Raw genomic sequence first — 18,412 nt, 5'->3', positions numbered from 1 at the left:
TTCGAGCGGCGAGCTTCAAGCGGCAAGAAGAAAGGACAATCTTTTGAATAGCGGTGGGATTGCTGGCCTCTTCGCGAGCAGGCTCGCTCCCACAGGGGCGCTCAATGAGGTCAAATGTGGGAGCGAGCCTGCTCGCGAAGGCGGACCCAAAGGCACCACATCACTGAAGCCAGACCAAAAAAAACGCCAACCCAACGGTTGGCGTTTTTTCTTGCAGCTAGAAGCTTGTAGCTCGCAGCTGTATTACTCCGGCTTACGACGCCCAAACCCCGGACGCTGCCCCGAACCTGCCGGCGCGCCACGGCGCTTGCCCGACGGTGCATCACGGTCGGCCAGGATGATACCCGGGCGTTTTTTTGGCGCCGGCTTGGCCGGACGCTTGGTGTCGGCCGGACGATCGGCGACCGGCGTACCACGACCCGCCGGCGCACCACGACCTTCGCCGCGCTCGGTACGACCGTTGGCCGGACGTGGCGTACGCGGGCCGCGCTCGCCGTCCTGGCGTGGCGCGGGTTTGCGGGCCGGACGCTCGCCTTCGATCTGTGGCTCACGGGAAGGACGCGGGCCAGTCGCTGCGCCTTCGGCCGCCGGACGCAGCGTACGCACGCGCTCGGTCTTGCCCATCGGACGCGAGGACTTGCGCTGCATCCGCTCCAGCTTGTCCTTGCTCTTGGCGGTCATCTGCGGCATGGAGACAGGCTTGAGGCCCACTTCGGCTGCGAGGATGTCGACTTCCTGCTGGGTCATTTCACGCCAGCGGCCCATCGGCAGGTCGGAGTTGAGGAACACCGGGCCGAAACGCACGCGCTTCAGGCGGCTGACCACCAGGCCCTGGGATTCCCACAAGCGCCGCACTTCACGGTTACGGCCTTCCATCACCACGCAGTGGTACCAGTGGTTGAAACCTTCACCGCCCGGCGCCTGCTTGATGTCGGTGAAACGCGCCGGGCCGTCTTCCAGCACGACGCCAGCCTTGAGGCGCTCGATCATCTCGTCATCGACTTCGCCACGCACGCGCACGGCGTATTCACGGTCCATCTCGTAGGACGGGTGCATCAGGCGGTTGGCCAACTCACCGTCCGTGGTGAACATCAGCAAACCGGTGGTGTTGATGTCCAGGCGACCGATGTTGATCCAGCGGCCTTCTTTCGGACGCGGCATCTTGTCGAACACCGTCGGACGGCCTTCCGGGTCGTCACGGGTGCAGATTTCGCCGTCGGGCTTGTTGTACATGATCACGCGGCGCACCGTTTCGGCGGCCTCTTCGCGCTTGATCACCTTGCCATCGATGGTAATGGCGTCGTGCATGTCGACACGCAGGCCCAAGGTGGCGTCTTTGCCGTTGACCTTGATGCGGCCCTGGGTGATCCAGGCTTCCACGTCACGGCGCGAACCGACGCCTATACGGGCGAGGACTTTTTGCAGTTTCTCGCCTGCTGGGCCGATTTCCTGGCTGTCGTTCTGGTCTAGGTCTTTCATTTCTGGGCACCTCCCGGTGTGGTCGAGTCAGGCTTGGCCTGACACTTTGAAAACGGGTCTTTCGGCGAAGGGATCGCCAAAGGGTCGCGAATCATACGCTCGTTGAAGGATTCGCGCATCAGAGACTAGCTGATGGAAACGCGCTCAGCGTTTTTTCCGCCGACCGGTGGCACCCAGCTTGATCAGGCGTAGCGCCGCTTCGGCCAGCACGGCGCGCTTGTCGTCCTTGTCGAGTTTTTTCCAGGCCTTGATCTCGCGCTTGCTGCGCCCGCAACCGATGCAAATATCTTCGTCGAACTTGCAGAGGCTGATGCAGGGGTCTTTGGTGGAGCTCATGATTCACCCAACAGTTAATGTGGGAGCGAGCCTGCTCGCGAAGGCGGCGTATCAGCCAAAATCATGTTGACTGAGCGGACGCTTTCGCGAGCAGGCTCGCTCCCACAAGGGACGGCGGTGTGTCAGTCGTCGAACTGGCGCCGTTCGTTTTCGATCGCTTCGGCCAGGGCGCGGGCTTCGGCTTCTTCGTCGCTCAGCTCGGGTTCTGGCGGCTCAAGGGCGGCGACGGCGGCCAGCAGTTTTTCCCGGGCTTGGGCAACGCCGAGGATGTCTTCTTCAGGTTCAGGTTCCCATTCCGCTTCAGGCTCGGGCTCCACCGCGCTATCGGGCTCCGCCAGCTCATCCGACTCACCTTCAGGACCAGGAGCGTCACGCAGCAGGTCATCGAAGTCGGTCTTCAAGCCCTCCTCCATGGTGTCCAGCTCCAGCAGCAACGAGTGGAAACTGGTCTCTTCCTTCGGCTCTTCGGGCTCGGCGCTGGCGTCGGCCAATTCCTGCAAGGCCTGGGGCACCGGGGCGTCGTCGAATTCGAGCATCGGCTCGGGCTCCAGTTCCCGCAGTTCGGCCAGCGGCGGCAGGTCGTCGAGGTTCTTCAGGTTGAAGTGATCGAGAAACGCCTTGGTGGTGGCGAACATCGCTGGCTTGCCCGGCACATCGCGATAGCCGACGACGCGGATCCACTCACGTTCCAGCAAGGTCTTGACGATGTGGCTGTTGACCGCCACGCCACGCACGTCCTCGATCTCGCCCCGGGTGATCGGTTGGCGATAGGCGATCAGCGCCATGGTTTCGAGCATCGCACGGGAATAACGCTGCGGCCGCTCCTCCCACAGGCGCCCGACCCAGGGGGCGAATTTTTCGCGGATCTGCAAGCGGTAACCGGACGCTACCTCCTTGAGTTCGAAAGCCCGGCCTTCGCAGGATTTACCCAGCAGCGTCAGGGCTTTCTTGAACACGGCAGGCTCAGGCCGTTCGCCTTCTTCGAAGAGTTCGAACAGGCGCTCCATCGACTGTGGCTTTCCAGAGGCCAACAAGAAAGCTTCAAGCAAGGGCGCCAGTTCACGGGGTTCGGTCAGATTCATCGGTTTGCTCGTTATTCGGCTCGGGCCCGCACATGGATCGCTGCGAACGGCTCATTCTGCACCAGCTCGATCAAGGATTCCTTGACCAATTCCAGGACCGCCATAAACGTCACCACCACGCCCAGCCGCCCTTCCTCGGCGGTGAACAGCTCGACAAAGGGCACAAAACTGCCGCCCTTGAGCCGCTCCAGCACATCGCTCATGCGCTCGCGGGTGGACAATGCCTCACGGCTGACCTGGTGACTTTCAAACATGTCGCCTCGGCGCAGGACCTCGGCCATGGACATCAGCAGTTCTTCCAGGCTCACGTCCGGCAGCAACTTGCGCGCCCGCGCCTCGGGTGCGTCGAGCCTGGGCACCAGCACATCGCGCCCGACCCGACTCAAGCCGTCGATGCCTTCGGCCGCGGCCTTGAAGCGCTCGTACTCTTGCAGGCGACGGATCAGCTCGGCCCGAGGATCGTCCTCTTCCGCCTCGACCTCGGCCGAGCGCGGCAGCAGCATGCGCGATTTGATCTCGGCCAGCATGGCCGCCATTACCAGGTATTCCGCCGCCAGCTCCAGGCGCACCGACTGCATCAATTCGACGTAGCCCATGTACTGCCTGGTGATTTCCGCCACGGGGATGTCGAGGATGTTGATGTTCTGTTTGCGGATCAGGTACAGCAACAGGTCGAGCGGCCCTTCAAAGGCTTCGAGGAAAACTTCCAGCGCATCCGGCGGGATGTACAGGTCCAGGGGCATTTCCATGACCGCCTGGCCATAGACCATGGCGAACGGCAGCTCCTGTTGCGCGCCGGCCTGGCTGTCGACATTTTCGACCGCGGTTTCCACAACCGACATTCAGGCCTCGACCATGAACGGCGTCGGATCGCCGCAGCCGACGCGTACCACTTGCGGTTCGCCGTCGGCCAGGTTGATCACCGTGGACGCCTTCATGCCGCCGTAACCGCCGTCGATGATCAGGTCGACCTGATGCTCCAGCAGTTGGCGCATTTCATAGGGGTCGGTCAGCGGATCGGTCTCGCCGGGCATGATCAGCGTCACGCTCATCAACGGCTCACCGAGTTCCGCCAGCAGCGCCAGGGCAATGGGATGGCTCGGCACCCGCAGCCCGATGGTGCGCTTCTTTGGGTGCAGCAACAGCCGCGGGACTTCCCGGGTGGCATTCAGGATAAAGGTATAAGGGCCCGGCAGATGGGCCTTGAGCAGGCGGAAAGTGCCGGTGTCGATCTTGGCGAACAAGCCCAACTGCGAGAGGTCGCTGCAAATGAGCGCGAAGTTGTGCTTGTCGTCCAGCTGACGCAGGCGTCTTACCCGCTCGACCGCGTTTTTATCGCCGATCTGGCAACCAATGGCATAGGACGAGTCGGTGGGATAGACCACGACGCCACCGCCACGGATGATTTCCACAGCCTGTTTGATCAGGCGCGCTTGCGGGTTTTCCGGATGAATCTGGAAAAATTGACTCACGTGTTCTACCTGTTCAGACGGCGGCGATAACGGGATCATGTTTGAATCTACACCATAGTGGTGGCAGATCTTCCGGCAACGGGCGGTATTCGCCAATCTCGGACCAGCCTCCGGGGCCGTGGAAATCACTCCCGGCGGTCACCAGCAGGCCAAACTCCCGGGCGAGGATCGCCAGGCTGCCGACCTGCTCGGCCGGCTGATGGCCATTGACCACTTCGATGGCATGGCCCCCTGCTTGAATATAGTCGGCTATCAGGCGGCGGCGCTTGCTGCGGGTGAATTCATAATGCCAGGGATGCGCCAGGCTGACCCACGCCCCGGCGGCCCGCAGAGTCTCGACCGTTTCTTGCAGGGTGGGCCAGTGCTGCTTGACGTCCCCCAGCTTGCCGGCCCCCAGCCATTTTCGGAAGGCTTCGGCGCGGTCCTTGACGAAGCCCTCGCGCACCATCCAGTCGGCAAAATGCGGCCGGGCCGGGGCGTTGCCGCTGTCGCCCAGTTCCTGCTGGACCTGCCGGGCGCCTTCCAGCGCGCCGGGCATGCCCTTGAGGGCCAGTTTGCGGCTGATCTCCTCGGAGCGCAGCCAGCGACCGTCGCGCAATTCGGCAATGGCCCGGACCAGTGACGGTGCATTCACATCAAAGCCGTAGCCCAGCACGTGGATGGTCGCACCGCCCCAAGTGCAGGACAGTTCGACGCCGTTGACCAGTTGCATGCCCAGCGCGGTGGCGGCGCTACGCGCTTCGTCGAGGCCTTCGAGGGTGTCGTGATCGGTCAGGGCCAGGACTCGCACGCCGTGCTCGAACGCCCGCGCCACCAGAACCGCAGGCGCCAGGGCGCCATCGGAGGCCGTGCTATGGCAGTGCAAATCAACATTCACGAGACTTTGTTACCTCAAATCAGCTGGCCCTATCGCGGCCAAGGATGTTTGTTATTATGCCGCCACATCCTGCTTCTGGCTGCCACTGTGAAACAATTCATCGATTTCATCCCGCTCCTGCTGTTTTTCATCGTCTACAAACTTGATCCACGGACCGTCGACGTCGCCGGCCACTCCTTGACTGTAGGCGGTATCTACAGCGCCACCGCGGTGCTGATCATCAGTTCCCTGGTGGTCTACGGCGCGCTGTTCGTGTCCCAGCGCAAGCTGGAGAAGAGCCAGTGGCTGACCCTGATCGCCTGCCTTGTATTCGGCAGCCTGACCCTGGCCTTCCACAGCGAGACCTTCCTCAAATGGAAAGCCCCGGTGGTCAACTGGCTGTTCGCCCTGGCCTTCATCGGCAGCCACTTCGTCGGTGATCGCCTGCTGATCAAGCGCATCATGGGCCACGCGCTGAGCCTGCCGGACGCGATCTGGACCCGATTGAACATCGCCTGGATCGCCTTCTTCCTGTTCTGCGGCGCCGCCAACCTGTTCGTTGCGTTCACGTTCCAGCAATACTGGGTCGACTTCAAGGTCTTCGGCAGCCTGGGCATGACCTTGCTGTTCCTGATCGGCCAGGGCATCTACCTGTCCCGTCACCTGCACGATGCCGAACCCACCACGCCAAAAACCGAGGACTGACATGCTCTACGCAATCATTGCCACCGACGTCGCCGACTCCCTGGAAAAACGCCTGGCCGCGCGCCCGGAGCATCTTGAGCGCCTGCAAAAGCTCAAGGCTGAAGGTCGCATCGTACTGGCCGGCCCACACCCGGCGGTGGACAGCAACGACCCAGGCGCCGCCGGTTTCACTGGCAGCCTGATCGTGGCCGAGTTCGAATCCCTGGCTGCCGCACAGGCGTGGGCCAAGGCCGACCCGTTCGAGGCGGCCGGCGTCTACGCCGAGGTCGTGGTCAAGCCGTTCAAGCAAGTCCTGCCGTAAATCCCCAGGGGCAATGAGCCTGCGCGGCTCATTGTCCTGTTGCTCATCTTTCTCATTTGCCTGCCGACAACCTGTCTAATCTCGATTGGAATTCAGGAGTTGCAATGCGCAAAGGTCGGTTGTGCCTGTTGTTGGTCTCGTTGGCGATTGGAGCCCCCGCCCACGGCGAGGAAAGCACCGAGGCTGCTCATTCGGCGCCCTTGTCCCTGAGCGCGGGCGGCCAGATCGCCGAATTGCAGCAGCGCCTGAAAGACAGCGAGCGCATGCGTGAAGCACTCACCCAGCAACTGCAGAACACCAACGGCGAACGCGAGAGCGCGCTGGTGGGACGGCTGCGCCAGGAGAACCAGCGCCTGAAGTTGCAACTCAAGGAAGCCCAGTCCAGCCCGCTGCCGCGCCTGCTGACCGAACAGCAACAGTGGTTCGTCGTCGGCGCCGGGGTAGCGCTATTGGCCCTGCTCTGCGGTATCTTTGCCAGCGGTGGACGTAGACAACGTCGGCAATGGCTAAATTGAGTGAGTCATGAGCGAGCTGTTACTGATTGATGATGACCAGGAGCTGTGTGAGCTCCTCGGCAGTTGGCTGGGCCAGGAAGGTTTCCAGGTCCGCGCTTGCCACGATGGCCAGAGCGCCCGCAAGGCCCTGGCCGAAACCGCCCCGGCGGCGGTGGTGCTGGATGTGATGCTGCCCGACGGCAGCGGCCTGGAACTGCTCAAGCAGTTGCGCAACGATCACCCGGAATTGCCGGTGCTGATGCTCTCGGCCCGCGGCGAACCGCTGGATCGCATCCTTGGCCTGGAGCTGGGGGCTGACGATTACCTGGCCAAGCCTTGCGACCCGCGAGAGCTGACCGCCCGCCTGCGCGCCGTGCTGCGCCGCAGCCATCCCGCCGCGGTTTCCAGCCAGATCGAACTGGGTGACCTGACCTTCAGCCCGGTGCGTGGCGTGGTCAGCATCGATGAACAGGAACAGACCCTCACCGTCTCCGAAAGCCGCCTGCTCGAAGCACTGCTCAAGCAGCCGGGTGAGCCGCTGGACAAGCAGGAACTGGCGCAGATTGCCTTGGGCCGCAAGCTGACCTTGTACGATCGCAGCCTCGACATGCACGTCAGCAACCTGCGCAAGAAGATCGGTCCCCACCCCGACGGCCGCCCGCGCATCGTCGCCCTGCGTAGCCGGGGCTACTACTACAGCCTCTGAGAACACTGCTTGGACCGAGGAACATGGCTAACCCTGTGGCGAGGGAGCTTGCTCCCGCTCGGTTGCGCAGCAACCGCAAAAGCTTGGGGCCGCTTCGCCCGAAGCGTCGGACCGGCCCAGCGGGAGCAAGCTCCCTCGCCACAAAAGCGCCCTCACCCTAGCAAGCTCCCTCGCCACGGGGTTTTGTACAGGCTGTTTGTCAGCATTGCACCAAACCGTCTTTACCCAAGCTTTACCCACCCCTGACCGCCGCTGACCTTGATCTTTGTAATCTGCACACATCCGGAACTGACCGGGAACGAGACAAGGAGAGACACCATGCGCAAGACCCTTACCGCTCTGATGTTCGCCGCCGCCCTGCCGACCGTGGCCATGGCCATGCCCGAAGGCCCGGGGCCGATGGGCCCGATGGACGGTTCGCGTCACGGTGGCCAGATGCACGATAAAGGCCCCTTCAGCCAACTGGACCTGACCCGCGAACAACGCGAGCAGATTCGCCGGATCATGGGTGAACAGCGCCATGAGCAACGCGAACTGGTCGACAAGTACCTGGCCAAGCTGTCGCCAGCCGACCAGAAAGCCATGCAGGACGAAATGGAAGCCCGGCACCAGAAAGTCGATGCCCAGATCCGTGGCTTGCTGAAGCCCGAGCAACAGAAAGAGTTTGACGCCATCCAGAAAAAACGCGCCGAACGTCGGGCCGAGTGGGCCGAATTCAAAGCCTGGAAAGCGCAACAACCGCAAAAAGCGCAATAATGCGCTGAAGCACCCCTAGCCCAACGGCATGCCGCCGTTGGGCTTTCCTGGTTTTCGAGGATAAATCCGTGCGTTCACTGTTCTGGCGCATCCTGGCCAGTTTCTGGCTGGCCATCGCCCTGGTCGCGGGGCTTTCGATCCTCATGGGCCACATGCTGAACCAGGACGCCTGGATCCTCAGCCGCCATCCTGGGCTCAACACCCTGGCCGAAGAATGGACGCAATCCTACGAAAGCCAGGGCGAAGAGGCCGCGCAAGACATCCTGCAACAGCGCAAGCGCAAGTATCACATCGACGTCCAGGTGCTCAACGAGAGCGGCGACCCGGTGGTGCGCGGCACCTTTCCCCATCGCGCCGCGGCTTTCGAAGCGCGCCAGAACAACGACGACCGACGCCTCCCCTGGCGGCGCTTGACTGACGAGTTCACCAGCGCCAAGACCGGTGACACTTACCTCTTCATCTACCGCATCCCCCATCCCGAACTGGACGCCTGGCACCGCGACAGCCTGCTCTGGCCCCTCAGCGCCCTGGCCATTGCGCTGGTGGTACTGACCTTATTCAGCCTGTTAGTGACGCTCTCCATCACCCGCCCGCTGAGCCGCCTGCGCGGCGCGGTGCATGATCTGGGGCAAGCCACGTACCAGCAGAACAGCCTCGCCAAACTGGCCAACCGCCGGGACGAATTCGGCGTACTGGCCACTGACTTCAATCGCATGGGTGCGCGCCTGCAAAGCCTGATCGCCAGCCAGCGCCAATTGCTGCGCGATGTTTCCCATGAACTGCGCTCGCCCCTGGCCCGGCTGCGCATCGCCCTGGCGCTGGCGGAGCGGGCGAGCCCCGCCGAGCGTGAAAAACTCTGGCCGCGCCTGACACGCGAATGTGACCGCCTGGAAGCATTGATCAGCGAAATCCTGGTGTTGGCCCGGGTCGACGCCGACAACGCCAGCGCTGAGGAAGTCGACCTCAACGGTTTGCTGGAGAACCTGCAAAAAGACGCCCAGCTGGCTTCACCGGAGCAACACGTGCGCCTGGAAACCGAGCCGCAACTGACGCTCAAGGGCTGGCCCACCATGATCGAGCGGGCGGTGGACAATCTCCTGCGCAACGCCCAGCGCTTCAACCCTGCCGGGCAGCCCATCGAAATGCGTGCCGCGCGCCAAGGCGAAAGGATAGTGATCAGCGTGCGCGACCACGGCCCCGGCGTAGAGGCGGAACACCTGGGCCAGTTGAGCGAACCGTTTTATCGCGCCCCCGGCCAGACCGCCCCCGGGCATGGTCTCGGCCTGGCGATCGCGCGCCGTGCGGCGGAACGGCATGGCGGAACCCTGGGATTGGCGAACCACCCCGACGGCGGATTCATCGCCACCTTGGAATTACCGCTGGTGCCGGGCGCGGTGGTGCAACCTTGAGCACCAAATGAAGGCTTGACCTTTCGAGTAGATGATAAGCATTATCATCTACTCGAACCGGACCGAGCCCTACCGTGAGCCAATCACGCTTCCATCATGTGTTCCTCGCCCAGCGCCTGCCGCTGCTGCGCACCCTCGAACGCATGGTCAACAACCCCAGCACCGCCGAAGACCTGCTCCAGGAAACCTACCTGCGTGTCACCCGCGCCCTGAACGAGCGCACGGTCGAGCATCTCGAACCCTTCGTCTTCCAGACCGCCCGCAACCTGGCGCTCGACCATTTGCGCGCGCGACGCATCCAATCACGCACGCTGCTGGACGACGTGCCGATGGATGTGGTGAACAACGTCATCGCCCCGCAAAGCAGCGCCGAGGATGCCGCCCATGCCGGCCGGTTACTCGAACAACTCAACCTCAGCCTGCAGTCGCTGAGCCCGCGCCAACAGCAGATCTTCATCCTCAACCGCCTGCATGGCCACAGTTACCAGGACATCGCCGAACGCTTGGGCGTGTCGATGAGCACCGTGCAGAAAGAACTGAAACTGATCATGGCGATTTGCGTGGGCGTAGCCGAACGCCTGGACGCCGATTGAGTCTGCAGGACACTGGCGGCCAACGACCACGCCGATTGCGTTGGCCGACGAGCCTGCTAGTCTTGGTCGCCTGATTACAAGCAGCCGTGCACAGACACTGCCGAGGAACCACCGTGACGGACAACCATCGCTCCCCTGAAGCCGCTGCGGCACAGGACACCACCCACGCCATGGACCAGGCGCTGGATTGGCTGGTCCTGCTCGACAGCCCCAGCGATGAACAGACCCGACAGTTCCAGGCCTGGCTGGCGGCAGATCCGCGTCATGGCGAAGCGTTCTCCAGAGCCCAGGCGATCTGGAACGGCCCGCAGATCATCGAAAGCGCCCGGCAGCTCCAGGCCCGCCCCAAGGCCACCGCGCTGTCGCGTCTTCGAGCCCATTGGAAACCCCTGGCCACCGCCGCCGTGCTGTTGCTCGGGTTGTTCAATTTCAGCGACCTGCCCCTGCAATTGCAGGCCGATCACCTGACCGTGGTCGGTGAGCGCCAGCGGCTGCAACTGGAAGATGGTTCCAAGGTCCTGCTGAATACCGACTCGGCGTTTTCCAGTTCCTTCGACGAACAGCGGCACGTGGCCCGCCTCTACAAGGGCGAGGCTTTTTTCGAGGTGCCGGCCAGTCGCAATGTGCCGTTGGAGATCGACGCCGGGCCGGTCACCGCCAGTGTCAGCGACACCACGTTTGCGGTGCGTTACCTGGACGGCGTCGCTCAGGTCCAGGTGCAGCGCGGCGATGTCGACCTGCGTGCGACCCGCTACGATGCCCATGTCCGATTGTCGGCAGGAGAAAGCATCCGCATTGGTCCCAACGGCTTCGACCGCCCGGCACGCCTCGATGTCGGTACGGACCTGGCGTGGGTCCAGGGTCGGCTGGTGTTCGAGAATCGGCCGCTGGGCCAGGTACTGGCGGAGTTGCGACGCTACTACCCGGGCTGGATCATCAACAACAACCAGCAGTTGGCCGGCGTGGCAGTGACAGGTAACTATCGCCTCGACCAGCCGCTGGACGTGGTGCGTTCCCTGGCCCATATCACCTCTGCCCGCCTCCAGGAATTCCCGGCGCTGGTAATCCTGAACTGAATGAGAATTATTTTTACTCGATAGCTTTCGCTGGTTCGTCTCGTTATAGCCAATGCAATTGATTCGCATCTCGCGATGCGATCTGCACCTATAACAGATGCGACACGGAGCGCTATCGATGTCCTCTCGCCTTACTTGCCGGTTTCTTGCCCCCTCTTGCACGCTGTCACTGCTGACCGCCGCCATCCTGATGGCCGGTACCGCGCCGGCGGCCCTGGCTGCCACCGCCGAGCAACCGCCAGCGCGCAACATGGGCGACTACACCTTCAGCATCGCCCGGCAACCACTGGTTTCCGCCCTGAACGCATTTACCGCCGTCACCGGCTGGCAGGTGGGGCTGCCGGCAGAGCTGGCCGAAGGCGTCGCCTCGCCGGGGGTGAACGGCTCGCTGCCGCCGGAAAAAGCCCTGGAGCGCCTGTTGGTGGGGACCAACCTGAGCTATCGCAAACTGGGCAATAACAACATCGTCCTGGAAAAGCGCAGCGCCAGCAGCGCGCTGGAGTTGCAACAGGTGACCATCAGCGCCACCCGCCAGGAACAAGACATCGCCAGCGTACCGAGCACCGTTTCGATCCATGATCGCCAGGAGCTGGACCGCAACAACGTCAACACCATCAAGGACCTGGTGCGCTATGAGCCCGGCGTGTCGGTGGGCGGCGCGGGCCAGCGCGGCGGCATCAGCGGTTACAACATCCGCGGCATCGACGGCAACCGGATCCTGACCCAGGTCGACGGCGTGGAAATCCCCGGCGGTTTCTTCAACGGCCCGTACGCCAAGACCCAACGCAACTACGTCGACCCGGAAATCATCAAGCGCGTGGAGATTCTGCGCGGCCCGGCCTCGGTGCTGTACGGCAGCAACGCGATCGGTGGTGTCGTCAGTTATTTCACACTCGATCCGGACGACATCATCAAGCCCGGCAAGGACGTCGGCGCGCGTCTCAAGACCGGCTACAGCTCCGTCGATGAGAGCTGGCTCAAATCCGCCACCGTCGCCGGCCGCAGCGGGCCGTTCGACGGGTTGTTGCATTACAGCCAGCGCGACGGCCACGAGACCGAGTCCTACGGCAGCAACAACGGCACCGGCCTGGACCGCACCGCCGCCAACCCGGAAGACGTGCGCGCCAACAACGTGCTGGCCAAACTCGGCTGGGACTACAGCGATGACGCACGCCTGAGCCTGGTGTACGAGAAGTACAAGGACGATCGCGACGTCGACCTGAAAAGCGCTTACGGCGGGCCCTATGCCAACGGCCAACCAGCCATTTCCGCCTCCATCCTGCCCGGCGGCATGTACCAGTGGCGCACCGGTAACGATACGATCACCCGCGAGCGTTTCGGCCTGGAGCACAGCTTCGCCCTCGACAGCCTGCTGGCCGACAACATCAAGTGGAGCCTCAACCACCAGATCGCCAAGACCGACCAGCGCACCGCCGAGTTTTATTTCCCGGTCACCCGCCGGGTGTTGCGCACCCGTGAAACGCTCTATGAAGAAAAACAGTGGGTCTTCGACGCGCAGGCAGACAAGTCATTCAGCTTGGCCGACACCGATCACACACTGACCTACGGCACCACGCTCAAGCATCAGAAAGTCACCGGCTCACGCAGCGGCAACGGCGTGTGCCTGGCGATCGGCGTGGGCTGCCCCGCCGTCGGCGCCATCAGCACCCGGGACGTATTGGCAAAAGCCAGCGACTTCCCCGACCCGACCATCAACACCTACAGCGTTTTCGCCCAGGACCAGATCAGCTGGGACAAATGGACCTTCACGCCAGCGCTGCGCTACGACTACACCCGGCTCAAGCCACGCCTGACCGAGGAATTCCTGCGCACCGTGGACCCCACCAACGGCGGTACGGTGAGCGGCGAGGACAAGAACTGGCATCGCGTCTCGCCGAAGTTCGGCCTGACCTACGCCCTGACCGACCAGTACACCTGGTACGGCCAGTACGCCGAAGGGTTCCGCACCCCGACCGCCAAGGCCTTGTACGGACGTTTCGATAACGCCGGCGTGGGCTACAGCGTGGAACCCAATCCCGACCTGGAACCGGAAAAAAGCAAAAGCTACGAAACCGGCCTGCGCGGTCGTTTCGACTCCGGATCGTTCGACGTGGCGGTGTTCTACAACAAGTACCGCGATTTCATCAACGAAGACGCCATCACCCCCGGCGCCGACCAGTTGACCTTCCAGAGCAACAACATCAAGCACGCCACCATCAAGGGCATCGAAGCTAAGGGACGCCTGGACCTGGACGTGTTCGGTGCGCCAAAAGGCCTCTACACCCAAGGCTCGGTGGCGTACCTGTATGGCCGCAACAACGACACGGGCGAGCCGCTCAACAGCGTCAACCCGCTTACCGGCGTGTTCGGCCTGGGCTACGACCAGGAGCAGTTCGGCACCTTGCTCAGCTGGACCCTGGTCCAGAAGAAAAACCGCGTCGACGACAGCAACTTCAATTCGCCCGACGGCGTCAGCGGCCAGTTCAAGACGCCGGGCTTCGGCATTCTCGACCTGAGCGGCTACTACAAGGTGACTCACGACGTCACCGTCAGCGGCGGTCTCTACAACCTCACCGACAAGAAGTACTGGCTGTGGGATGACGTACGCGGCTACGACAGCGTCGGCGAAGCGGCGGTGCTGAGCCCGGCCAACCTCGATCGCCTGACGGCGCCGGGGCGCAACTTCGCGGTCAACCTGATCTGGGATATCTGATCCGGTTCCAGGCAAAAAGCCATCCGTGGCGAGGGAGCTTGCTCCCGCTGGGGTGCGAAGCGCCCCCAAGATCTAACGGTCGCTGCGCACTGGAGCGCCAGCCCGGCCGAGCGGGAGCAAGCTCCCTCGCCACGGTGTATTTCACTCCAAGGAGTTTTTCATGACCACCCCACGCCCCACTCTACGTTCCCAGCGCCTGAACCAGATCACCCACGAGCCCCACGGCAAGCTCGACGCCCTGGTCAAGGCCCACGCCCCATTCGAAACCAAGGCCAGCTACGCGCGCTTCGTCGTCGCCCAGTACCTGTTCCAGTCAGAACTGGTGGCGCTGTACAACGACGCGCAACTGGCTGCCCTGATACCCGACCTGGCGGCCCGCTGCCGCGCCGAAGCGGCCAAGGCGGATCTCGCGGACCTGGACACCGAAGTGCCCGCGCCGGTGGCCGGAGCGGTAAAAAACCCGAGCCAGGCCGAAGCGCTGGGCTGGCTGTTCGTTTCCGAGGGCTCGAAGCTCGGCGCCGCGTTCCTGATCAAGCGTGCCGTGGCCCTGGGAATGAACGAAACCTTCGGCGCCCGGCACCTGGCGGAACCGGCGGGCGGCCGTGCCGAAGGCTGGAAAACCTTCACCCGTACCCTCGACGGCCTGGCCTTCACCGAACAGCAGGAAGCCGAGGCGGACAAAGGCGCGCTGGAGGCCTTCAACCGGTTTACCGTGCTGCTGGAACACGCCTATGCGGCCGAGTTGGCCTGAAAACTCTTCTCCGGGCCTTGGTGGGAGCGAGCCTGCTCGCGAAGACAGAAGATCATCCGCCACAACTGTTGGCTGACACACCGCCTTCGCGAGCAGGCTCGCTCCCACAGGGATTTTGCACATGATCAGAAACCCCCCATGAACCGTCCCCGAAAACCCAGCCAACTGCTCTTCGCCCTGCTCGCCTACACCAGCCTGGCCATCGGCCTCATCGCCTTGGTCGTGCCCGGCCTGCCGACCACCGAGTTCATCCTGCTCGCCGCCTGGGCCGCGACCCGCAGTTCGCCGCGTCTGAGCGCCTGGCTGGAGCACCATCGGTTATTCGGACCGATGCTGCACAACTGGCGCAACGGCAAGGTCATCCCGCGCCGGGCCAAGGTCGGCGCCACGATCAGCATGCTCGGTTGTGCCGCAATGATGTGGCTGATGCTTGCCCACGGCTGGCCGATGTACCTGGCCATGGCCGGCATGGGCCTGGGCAACCTGTGGATCTGGTCACGCCCGGAAACTCGTGGCGAGGGAGCTTGCTCCCGCTGGGGCGCGAAGCGGCCCCCTACGCAATTTTGAACTATGATCGCTCTCTCGCCTGGAGGGCTTTCGATGTCAGATCTGCTCACATCCATGCAAACCGCCCTCGGTTTGCCCACGACTCCGATCCCCTTCACTGGCGAAGGCGCCCTGCCCTCTGCGTTCGCCGTTACCGAGTTGGCCTGCGCCAGCATCGCCACGGCCGGTCAAGCAGTCGCCGAACTCATTCATCAGCAGACCGGCCGCCTGCCGACGCTTGAAGTCGACCGGCGCCTGGCCTCGTTCTGGTTCGCCACGTCCCTGCGGCCCGTCGGCTGGAGCGTACCGCCGCTGTGGGACCCGGTGGCTGGCGACTACGCCACCGCCGACGGTTGGATTCGCCTGCACACCAACGCACCGCATCATCGTCTTGCCGCGGACAAGGTCCTCGGTACCTGCATCGACCGCGCCGACATGGCGAGCAAAGTTGCCCGTTGGAACAAGGCCGAACTGGAACAGGCCGTGGTCGACGCCGGTGGTTGCGCCGCACAGATGCGTTCCTGGCAGGCGTGGCAGGCCCATCCGCAAGGTTTGGCGGTGAACGCCGAACCGCTTGCTCACTTCGATGACATGAGTGCAGCTTCGCTTGAACCCTGGCTCGGCTCAGTCGCCCAGCCGCTGGCGGGCTTGAAGGTGCTTGACCTGACCCGCGTGCTGGCCGGCCCGATTGCCAGCCGTTTTTTGGCCGGGCTGGGCGCCGATGTGCTGCGTATCGACCCGCCGACCTGGAACGAACCCGGCGCGGTTCCGGAAGTTACCCTTGGCAAACGCTGCGCCCGCCTCGATCTGCATCAGCCCGCCGACCGCGCGACGTTCGAAGCATTGCTCAAGGATGCTGACATCCTCCTGCACGGCTATCGCGCCGACGCGCTCGAACGCCTGGGCTACGGCGCCGCACAACGCCGCCGACTGGCGCCTGGGCTGATCGACGTCAGCCTCAACGCCTACGGCTGGAGTGGCCCCTGGCAACACCGACGCGGCTTCGACAGCCTGGTGCAGATGAGCAGCGGCATCGCCGAGGCCGGCATGGCCTGGAAACAGGCAGACAAACCGACGCCGCTGCCCGTTCAAGCGCTGGACCACGGCACCGGCTACCTGATGGCGGCCAGCGCGATCGTACTGCTGGCTAGGCGCTTGGCCGATGGCCGTGGCGGTTCGGCACGCTTGTCGCTGGCCCGCACGGCGAAGCTGTTGATCGAGGCTGGCACCGGCGATGGGGCTGCGTTGCGCCCCGAAGACGAGGCCGACCAGGGACTGCTGGTGGAACAAACGCCCTGGGGCCCGGCGCACCGCCTGCAGGTGCCGCTGAAAATCACCGGCACACCGTTGCAGTGGGCCCTGCCAGCCACCGAACTGGGCGCACATCGCCCTCAGTGGTGATCGTTCGATCGCCATCGCGAGCAAGCTCGCTCCCACATGCTATTTTTTCGACAAACGCAGATCCCACGACCTACACAGAATCACCGTGGGAGCGAGCCTGCTCGCGAAGAGGCCGGCACATCCAACATCTCAATCGACTGACACACCGCCTTCGCGAGCAAGCCCGCTCCCACAGGTTTTGCATCCAGCCCTTTCAGCTCATGCTTCGCGGTTGAACTGACCCAGATCAGCTGTCGCCCCTTTGAATCGACTTAGGCTGTTGACTCTCCTTCGCATGAGAGTCCTGCAATGTCCGATACCCCCGGAAAACTTCGACTGGGCGCGCTGGTTGCGCTGGTAGTGGGTTCGATGATTGGCGGCGGGATCTTTTCCCTGCCGCAGAACATGGCCGCCAGCGCCGATGTCGGCGCCGTATTGATCGGCTGGGCCATCACCGCAGTCGGCATGTTGACCCTTGCATTCGTGTTCCAGACCCTGGCCAATCGCAAACCCAATCTGGACGGCGGGGTGTACGCCTACGCCAAGGCCGGGTTTGGCGACTACATGGGGTTTTCCTCGGCCTGGGGTTACTGGATCAGCGCCTGGCTCGGCAACGTCGGCTACTTCGTCTTGTTGTTTAGCACCCTGGGCTATTTCTTCCCGGTGTTTGGCGAAGGCAACACCGTGACGGCAGTGATCGGCGCTTCGCTGTTGCTGTGGGCCGTGCACTTCCTGGTACTGCGGGGCATCAAGGAAGCGGCGCTCATCAATCTGGTGACCACCGTCGCCAAGGTCGTGCCGCTGCTGCTGTTCGTGCTGATCGCGGTGTTCGCCTTCAAGCTGGATATCTTCACCGCTGACATCTGGGGCTTGAAAAACCCGGACCTGGGCAGCGTGATGGATCAGGTGCGACACATGATGCTGGTCACCGTGTGGGTGTTCATCGGCATCGAAGGCGCGAGCATTTTCTCGGCCCGCGCCGAAAAACGCAGCGACGTCGGCAAGGCCACGGTCATCGGCTTCATCACGGTGCTGTTGTTGCTGGTACTGGTGAACGTGCTCTCGCTGGGCATCATGACCCAACCTGAACTGGCGAAGCTGCAGAATCCGTCCATGGCCGCCGTACTCGAGCACGTGGTCGGTCACTGGGGCGCTGTGCTGATCAGCGTCGGCCTGGTTATCTCGCTGCTCGGTGCCCTGCTGTCCTGGGTCTTGCTGTGCGCCGAGATCATGTTTGCCGCCGCCAAGGACCACACCATGCCGGCCTTCCTGCGCCGGGAAAATGCCAATCATGTACCGGCCAACGCGCTGTGGCTGACCAACGCGATGGTCCAGCTGTTCCTGATCGTCACGCTGTTTTCCGCCAGCACCTACCTGTCGCTGATCTACCTCGCCACCTCGATGATCCTGGTGCCGTACCTGTGGTCGGCGGCCTACGCACTGCTGCTGGCGGTACGCGGTGAAACCTATGAAAACGCCCTGGCCGAACGGCGCAAGGACCTGTTCATCGGCGCCATCGCGCTGATCTACGCGATGTGGCTGCTGTATGCCGGCGGGATCAAGTACCTGCTGCTCTCCGCCCTGCTCTACGCCCCCGGCGCGATCCTGTTCGCCAAGGCCAAGCGCGAACTGGGCAAACCGGTTTTCACCTCGGTCGAGAAGCTGATTTTCGCCGCCGTGGTGGTCGGTGCCCTGGTGGCTGCCTACGGCCTTTATGACGGCTTCCTGAGCCTGTAGCCGGCTGACTGTTTCATCTG

The 18,412-nt window shown here is 63.3% G+C and carries 19 protein-coding genes; 13 read left to right on the top strand and 6 right to left on the bottom strand.

What is annotated here, in order from left to right; all coding sequences use genetic code 11:
- Positions 1–243: 243 nt before the first annotated feature.
- The 6 genes from rluB to J3P89_RS06275 form a co-directional block, all read right to left on the bottom strand.
- Positions 244–1,479: a 23S rRNA pseudouridine(2605) synthase RluB gene (gene rluB / locus J3P89_RS06300; RefSeq protein WP_434697035.1), complete on the bottom strand. Its 1,236-nt coding sequence runs from the start codon at positions 1,477–1,479 to the stop codon at positions 244–246.
- A 144-nt stretch (positions 1,480–1,623) separates the two neighbouring features.
- Positions 1,624–1,815 carry a DUF1289 domain-containing protein gene (locus J3P89_RS06295; RefSeq protein WP_305499277.1) on the bottom strand — a complete coding sequence of 64 codons (192 nt, stop codon included), beginning with the start codon at positions 1,813–1,815 and terminating at the stop codon, positions 1,624–1,626.
- A 122-nt stretch (positions 1,816–1,937) separates the two neighbouring features.
- Positions 1,938–2,897: an SMC-Scp complex subunit ScpB gene (gene scpB / locus J3P89_RS06290; RefSeq protein WP_434697034.1), complete on the bottom strand. Its 960-nt coding sequence runs from the start codon at positions 2,895–2,897 to the stop codon at positions 1,938–1,940.
- A gap of 11 nt (positions 2,898–2,908) precedes the next feature.
- A complete protein-coding gene (locus tag J3P89_RS06285; protein ID WP_434697951.1) occupies positions 2,909–3,607 on the bottom strand; it encodes a segregation and condensation protein A in 699 nt (232 codons plus the stop codon).
- A gap of 132 nt (positions 3,608–3,739) precedes the next feature.
- Positions 3,740–4,369, bottom strand: coding sequence for an L-threonylcarbamoyladenylate synthase (locus tag J3P89_RS06280; protein WP_305499273.1), 630 nt, complete (start codon positions 4,367–4,369; stop codon positions 3,740–3,742).
- 13 nt (positions 4,370–4,382) lie between these two features.
- Entirely contained in the window at positions 4,383–5,246 is an 864-nt protein-coding gene (locus J3P89_RS06275; RefSeq protein ID WP_434697033.1) for a PHP domain-containing protein, read from the bottom strand.
- Positions 5,247–5,333: 87 nt separating this feature from the next.
- Between J3P89_RS06275 and J3P89_RS06270 the strand changes: the two genes are divergently transcribed.
- The 13 genes from J3P89_RS06270 to arcD all read left to right on the top strand — a co-directional run bounded on the left by J3P89_RS06270 (position 5,334) and on the right by arcD (position 18,392).
- Positions 5,334–5,930: a septation protein A gene (locus J3P89_RS06270; RefSeq protein ID WP_434628897.1), complete on the top strand. Its 597-nt coding sequence runs from the start codon at positions 5,334–5,336 to the stop codon at positions 5,928–5,930.
- Position 5,931: 1 nt separating this feature from the next.
- Positions 5,932–6,231 (top strand): YciI family protein, encoded by a 300-nt coding sequence (locus J3P89_RS06265; protein ID WP_434697032.1) that lies wholly within the window; start codon positions 5,932–5,934, stop codon positions 6,229–6,231.
- A gap of 104 nt (positions 6,232–6,335) precedes the next feature.
- Positions 6,336–6,746, top strand: coding sequence for a translation initiation factor 2 (locus tag J3P89_RS06260; protein WP_434572302.1), 411 nt, complete (start codon positions 6,336–6,338; stop codon positions 6,744–6,746).
- A gap of 7 nt (positions 6,747–6,753) precedes the next feature.
- Positions 6,754–7,431, top strand: coding sequence for a response regulator transcription factor (locus J3P89_RS06255; RefSeq protein ID WP_025215146.1), 678 nt, complete (start codon positions 6,754–6,756; stop codon positions 7,429–7,431).
- 318 nt (positions 7,432–7,749) lie between these two features.
- On the top strand, positions 7,750–8,187 hold the full coding sequence (locus J3P89_RS06250; protein ID WP_434697031.1) for a Spy/CpxP family protein refolding chaperone: 438 nt from the start codon (positions 7,750–7,752) through the stop codon (positions 8,185–8,187).
- A 68-nt stretch (positions 8,188–8,255) separates the two neighbouring features.
- A complete protein-coding gene (locus tag J3P89_RS06245) occupies positions 8,256–9,596 on the top strand; it encodes an ATP-binding protein (protein ID WP_434697030.1) in 1,341 nt (446 codons plus the stop codon).
- A 74-nt stretch (positions 9,597–9,670) separates the two neighbouring features.
- Positions 9,671–10,189 carry an RNA polymerase sigma factor gene (locus J3P89_RS06240; protein WP_434697029.1) on the top strand — a complete coding sequence of 173 codons (519 nt, stop codon included), beginning with the start codon at positions 9,671–9,673 and terminating at the stop codon, positions 10,187–10,189.
- A 113-nt stretch (positions 10,190–10,302) separates the two neighbouring features.
- Positions 10,303–11,265, top strand: a complete 963-nt coding sequence (locus J3P89_RS06235) for a FecR family protein (protein ID WP_434697028.1) — start codon at positions 10,303–10,305, stop codon at positions 11,263–11,265.
- Between the two features lie 118 nt (positions 11,266–11,383).
- The gene (locus J3P89_RS06230) at positions 11,384–13,978 is read left to right on the top strand and encodes a TonB-dependent receptor (protein ID WP_434697027.1); all 2,595 of its coding nucleotides are present in this window, start codon (positions 11,384–11,386) and stop codon (positions 13,976–13,978) included.
- Between the two features lie 160 nt (positions 13,979–14,138).
- Positions 14,139–14,729 carry a biliverdin-producing heme oxygenase gene (locus J3P89_RS06225; protein ID WP_434697026.1) on the top strand — a complete coding sequence of 197 codons (591 nt, stop codon included), beginning with the start codon at positions 14,139–14,141 and terminating at the stop codon, positions 14,727–14,729.
- Positions 14,730–14,867: 138 nt separating this feature from the next.
- Complete coding sequence (locus J3P89_RS06220; RefSeq protein ID WP_434697025.1) at positions 14,868–15,296, top strand: YbaN family protein; 429 nt, start codon at positions 14,868–14,870, stop codon at positions 15,294–15,296.
- 33 nt (positions 15,297–15,329) lie between these two features.
- Positions 15,330–16,676, top strand: a complete 1,347-nt coding sequence (locus J3P89_RS06215; protein ID WP_434697024.1) for a CoA transferase — start codon at positions 15,330–15,332, stop codon at positions 16,674–16,676.
- Between the two features lie 288 nt (positions 16,677–16,964).
- The gene (gene arcD / locus J3P89_RS06210; protein WP_434697023.1) at positions 16,965–18,392 is read left to right on the top strand and encodes an arginine-ornithine antiporter; all 1,428 of its coding nucleotides are present in this window, start codon (positions 16,965–16,967) and stop codon (positions 18,390–18,392) included.
- The last annotated feature ends 20 nt before the right edge of the window (positions 18,393–18,412 follow it).

It is taken from the genome of Pseudomonas sp. Z1-14 (assembly GCF_051132005.1).
In the GTDB taxonomy this organism is placed as follows: Bacteria; Pseudomonadota; Gammaproteobacteria; order Pseudomonadales; family Pseudomonadaceae; genus Aquipseudomonas.
Note: the sequence above shows the minus strand (reverse complement) of the source record. Positions and strands in the feature narration are given on the sequence as shown.

Excerpts from the sequence above, each read along its gene's own strand:
- rluB (WP_434697035.1), bottom strand. The coding sequence starts at position 1,479 with ATGAAAGACCTAGACCAGAACGACAGCCAGGAAATCGGCCCAGCAGGC.
- J3P89_RS06295 (WP_305499277.1), bottom strand. The coding sequence starts at position 1,815 with ATGAGCTCCACCAAAGACCCCTGCATCAGCCTCTGCAAGTTCGACGAA.
- scpB (WP_434697034.1), bottom strand. The coding sequence starts at position 2,897 with ATGAATCTGACCGAACCCCGTGAACTGGCGCCCTTGCTTGAAGCTTTC.
- J3P89_RS06265 (WP_434697032.1), top strand. The coding sequence starts at position 5,932 with ATGCTCTACGCAATCATTGCCACCGACGTCGCCGACTCCCTGGAAAAA.
- J3P89_RS06260 (WP_434572302.1), top strand. The coding sequence starts at position 6,336 with ATGCGCAAAGGTCGGTTGTGCCTGTTGTTGGTCTCGTTGGCGATTGGA.
- J3P89_RS06255 (WP_025215146.1), top strand. The coding sequence starts at position 6,754 with ATGAGCGAGCTGTTACTGATTGATGATGACCAGGAGCTGTGTGAGCTC.
- J3P89_RS06250 (WP_434697031.1), top strand. The coding sequence starts at position 7,750 with ATGCGCAAGACCCTTACCGCTCTGATGTTCGCCGCCGCCCTGCCGACC.
- J3P89_RS06230 (WP_434697027.1), top strand. The coding sequence starts at position 11,384 with ATGTCCTCTCGCCTTACTTGCCGGTTTCTTGCCCCCTCTTGCACGCTG.
- J3P89_RS06225 (WP_434697026.1), top strand. The coding sequence starts at position 14,139 with ATGACCACCCCACGCCCCACTCTACGTTCCCAGCGCCTGAACCAGATC.
- J3P89_RS06220 (WP_434697025.1), top strand. The coding sequence starts at position 14,868 with ATGAACCGTCCCCGAAAACCCAGCCAACTGCTCTTCGCCCTGCTCGCC.
- J3P89_RS06215 (WP_434697024.1), top strand. The coding sequence starts at position 15,330 with ATGTCAGATCTGCTCACATCCATGCAAACCGCCCTCGGTTTGCCCACG.
- arcD (WP_434697023.1), top strand. The coding sequence starts at position 16,965 with ATGTCCGATACCCCCGGAAAACTTCGACTGGGCGCGCTGGTTGCGCTG.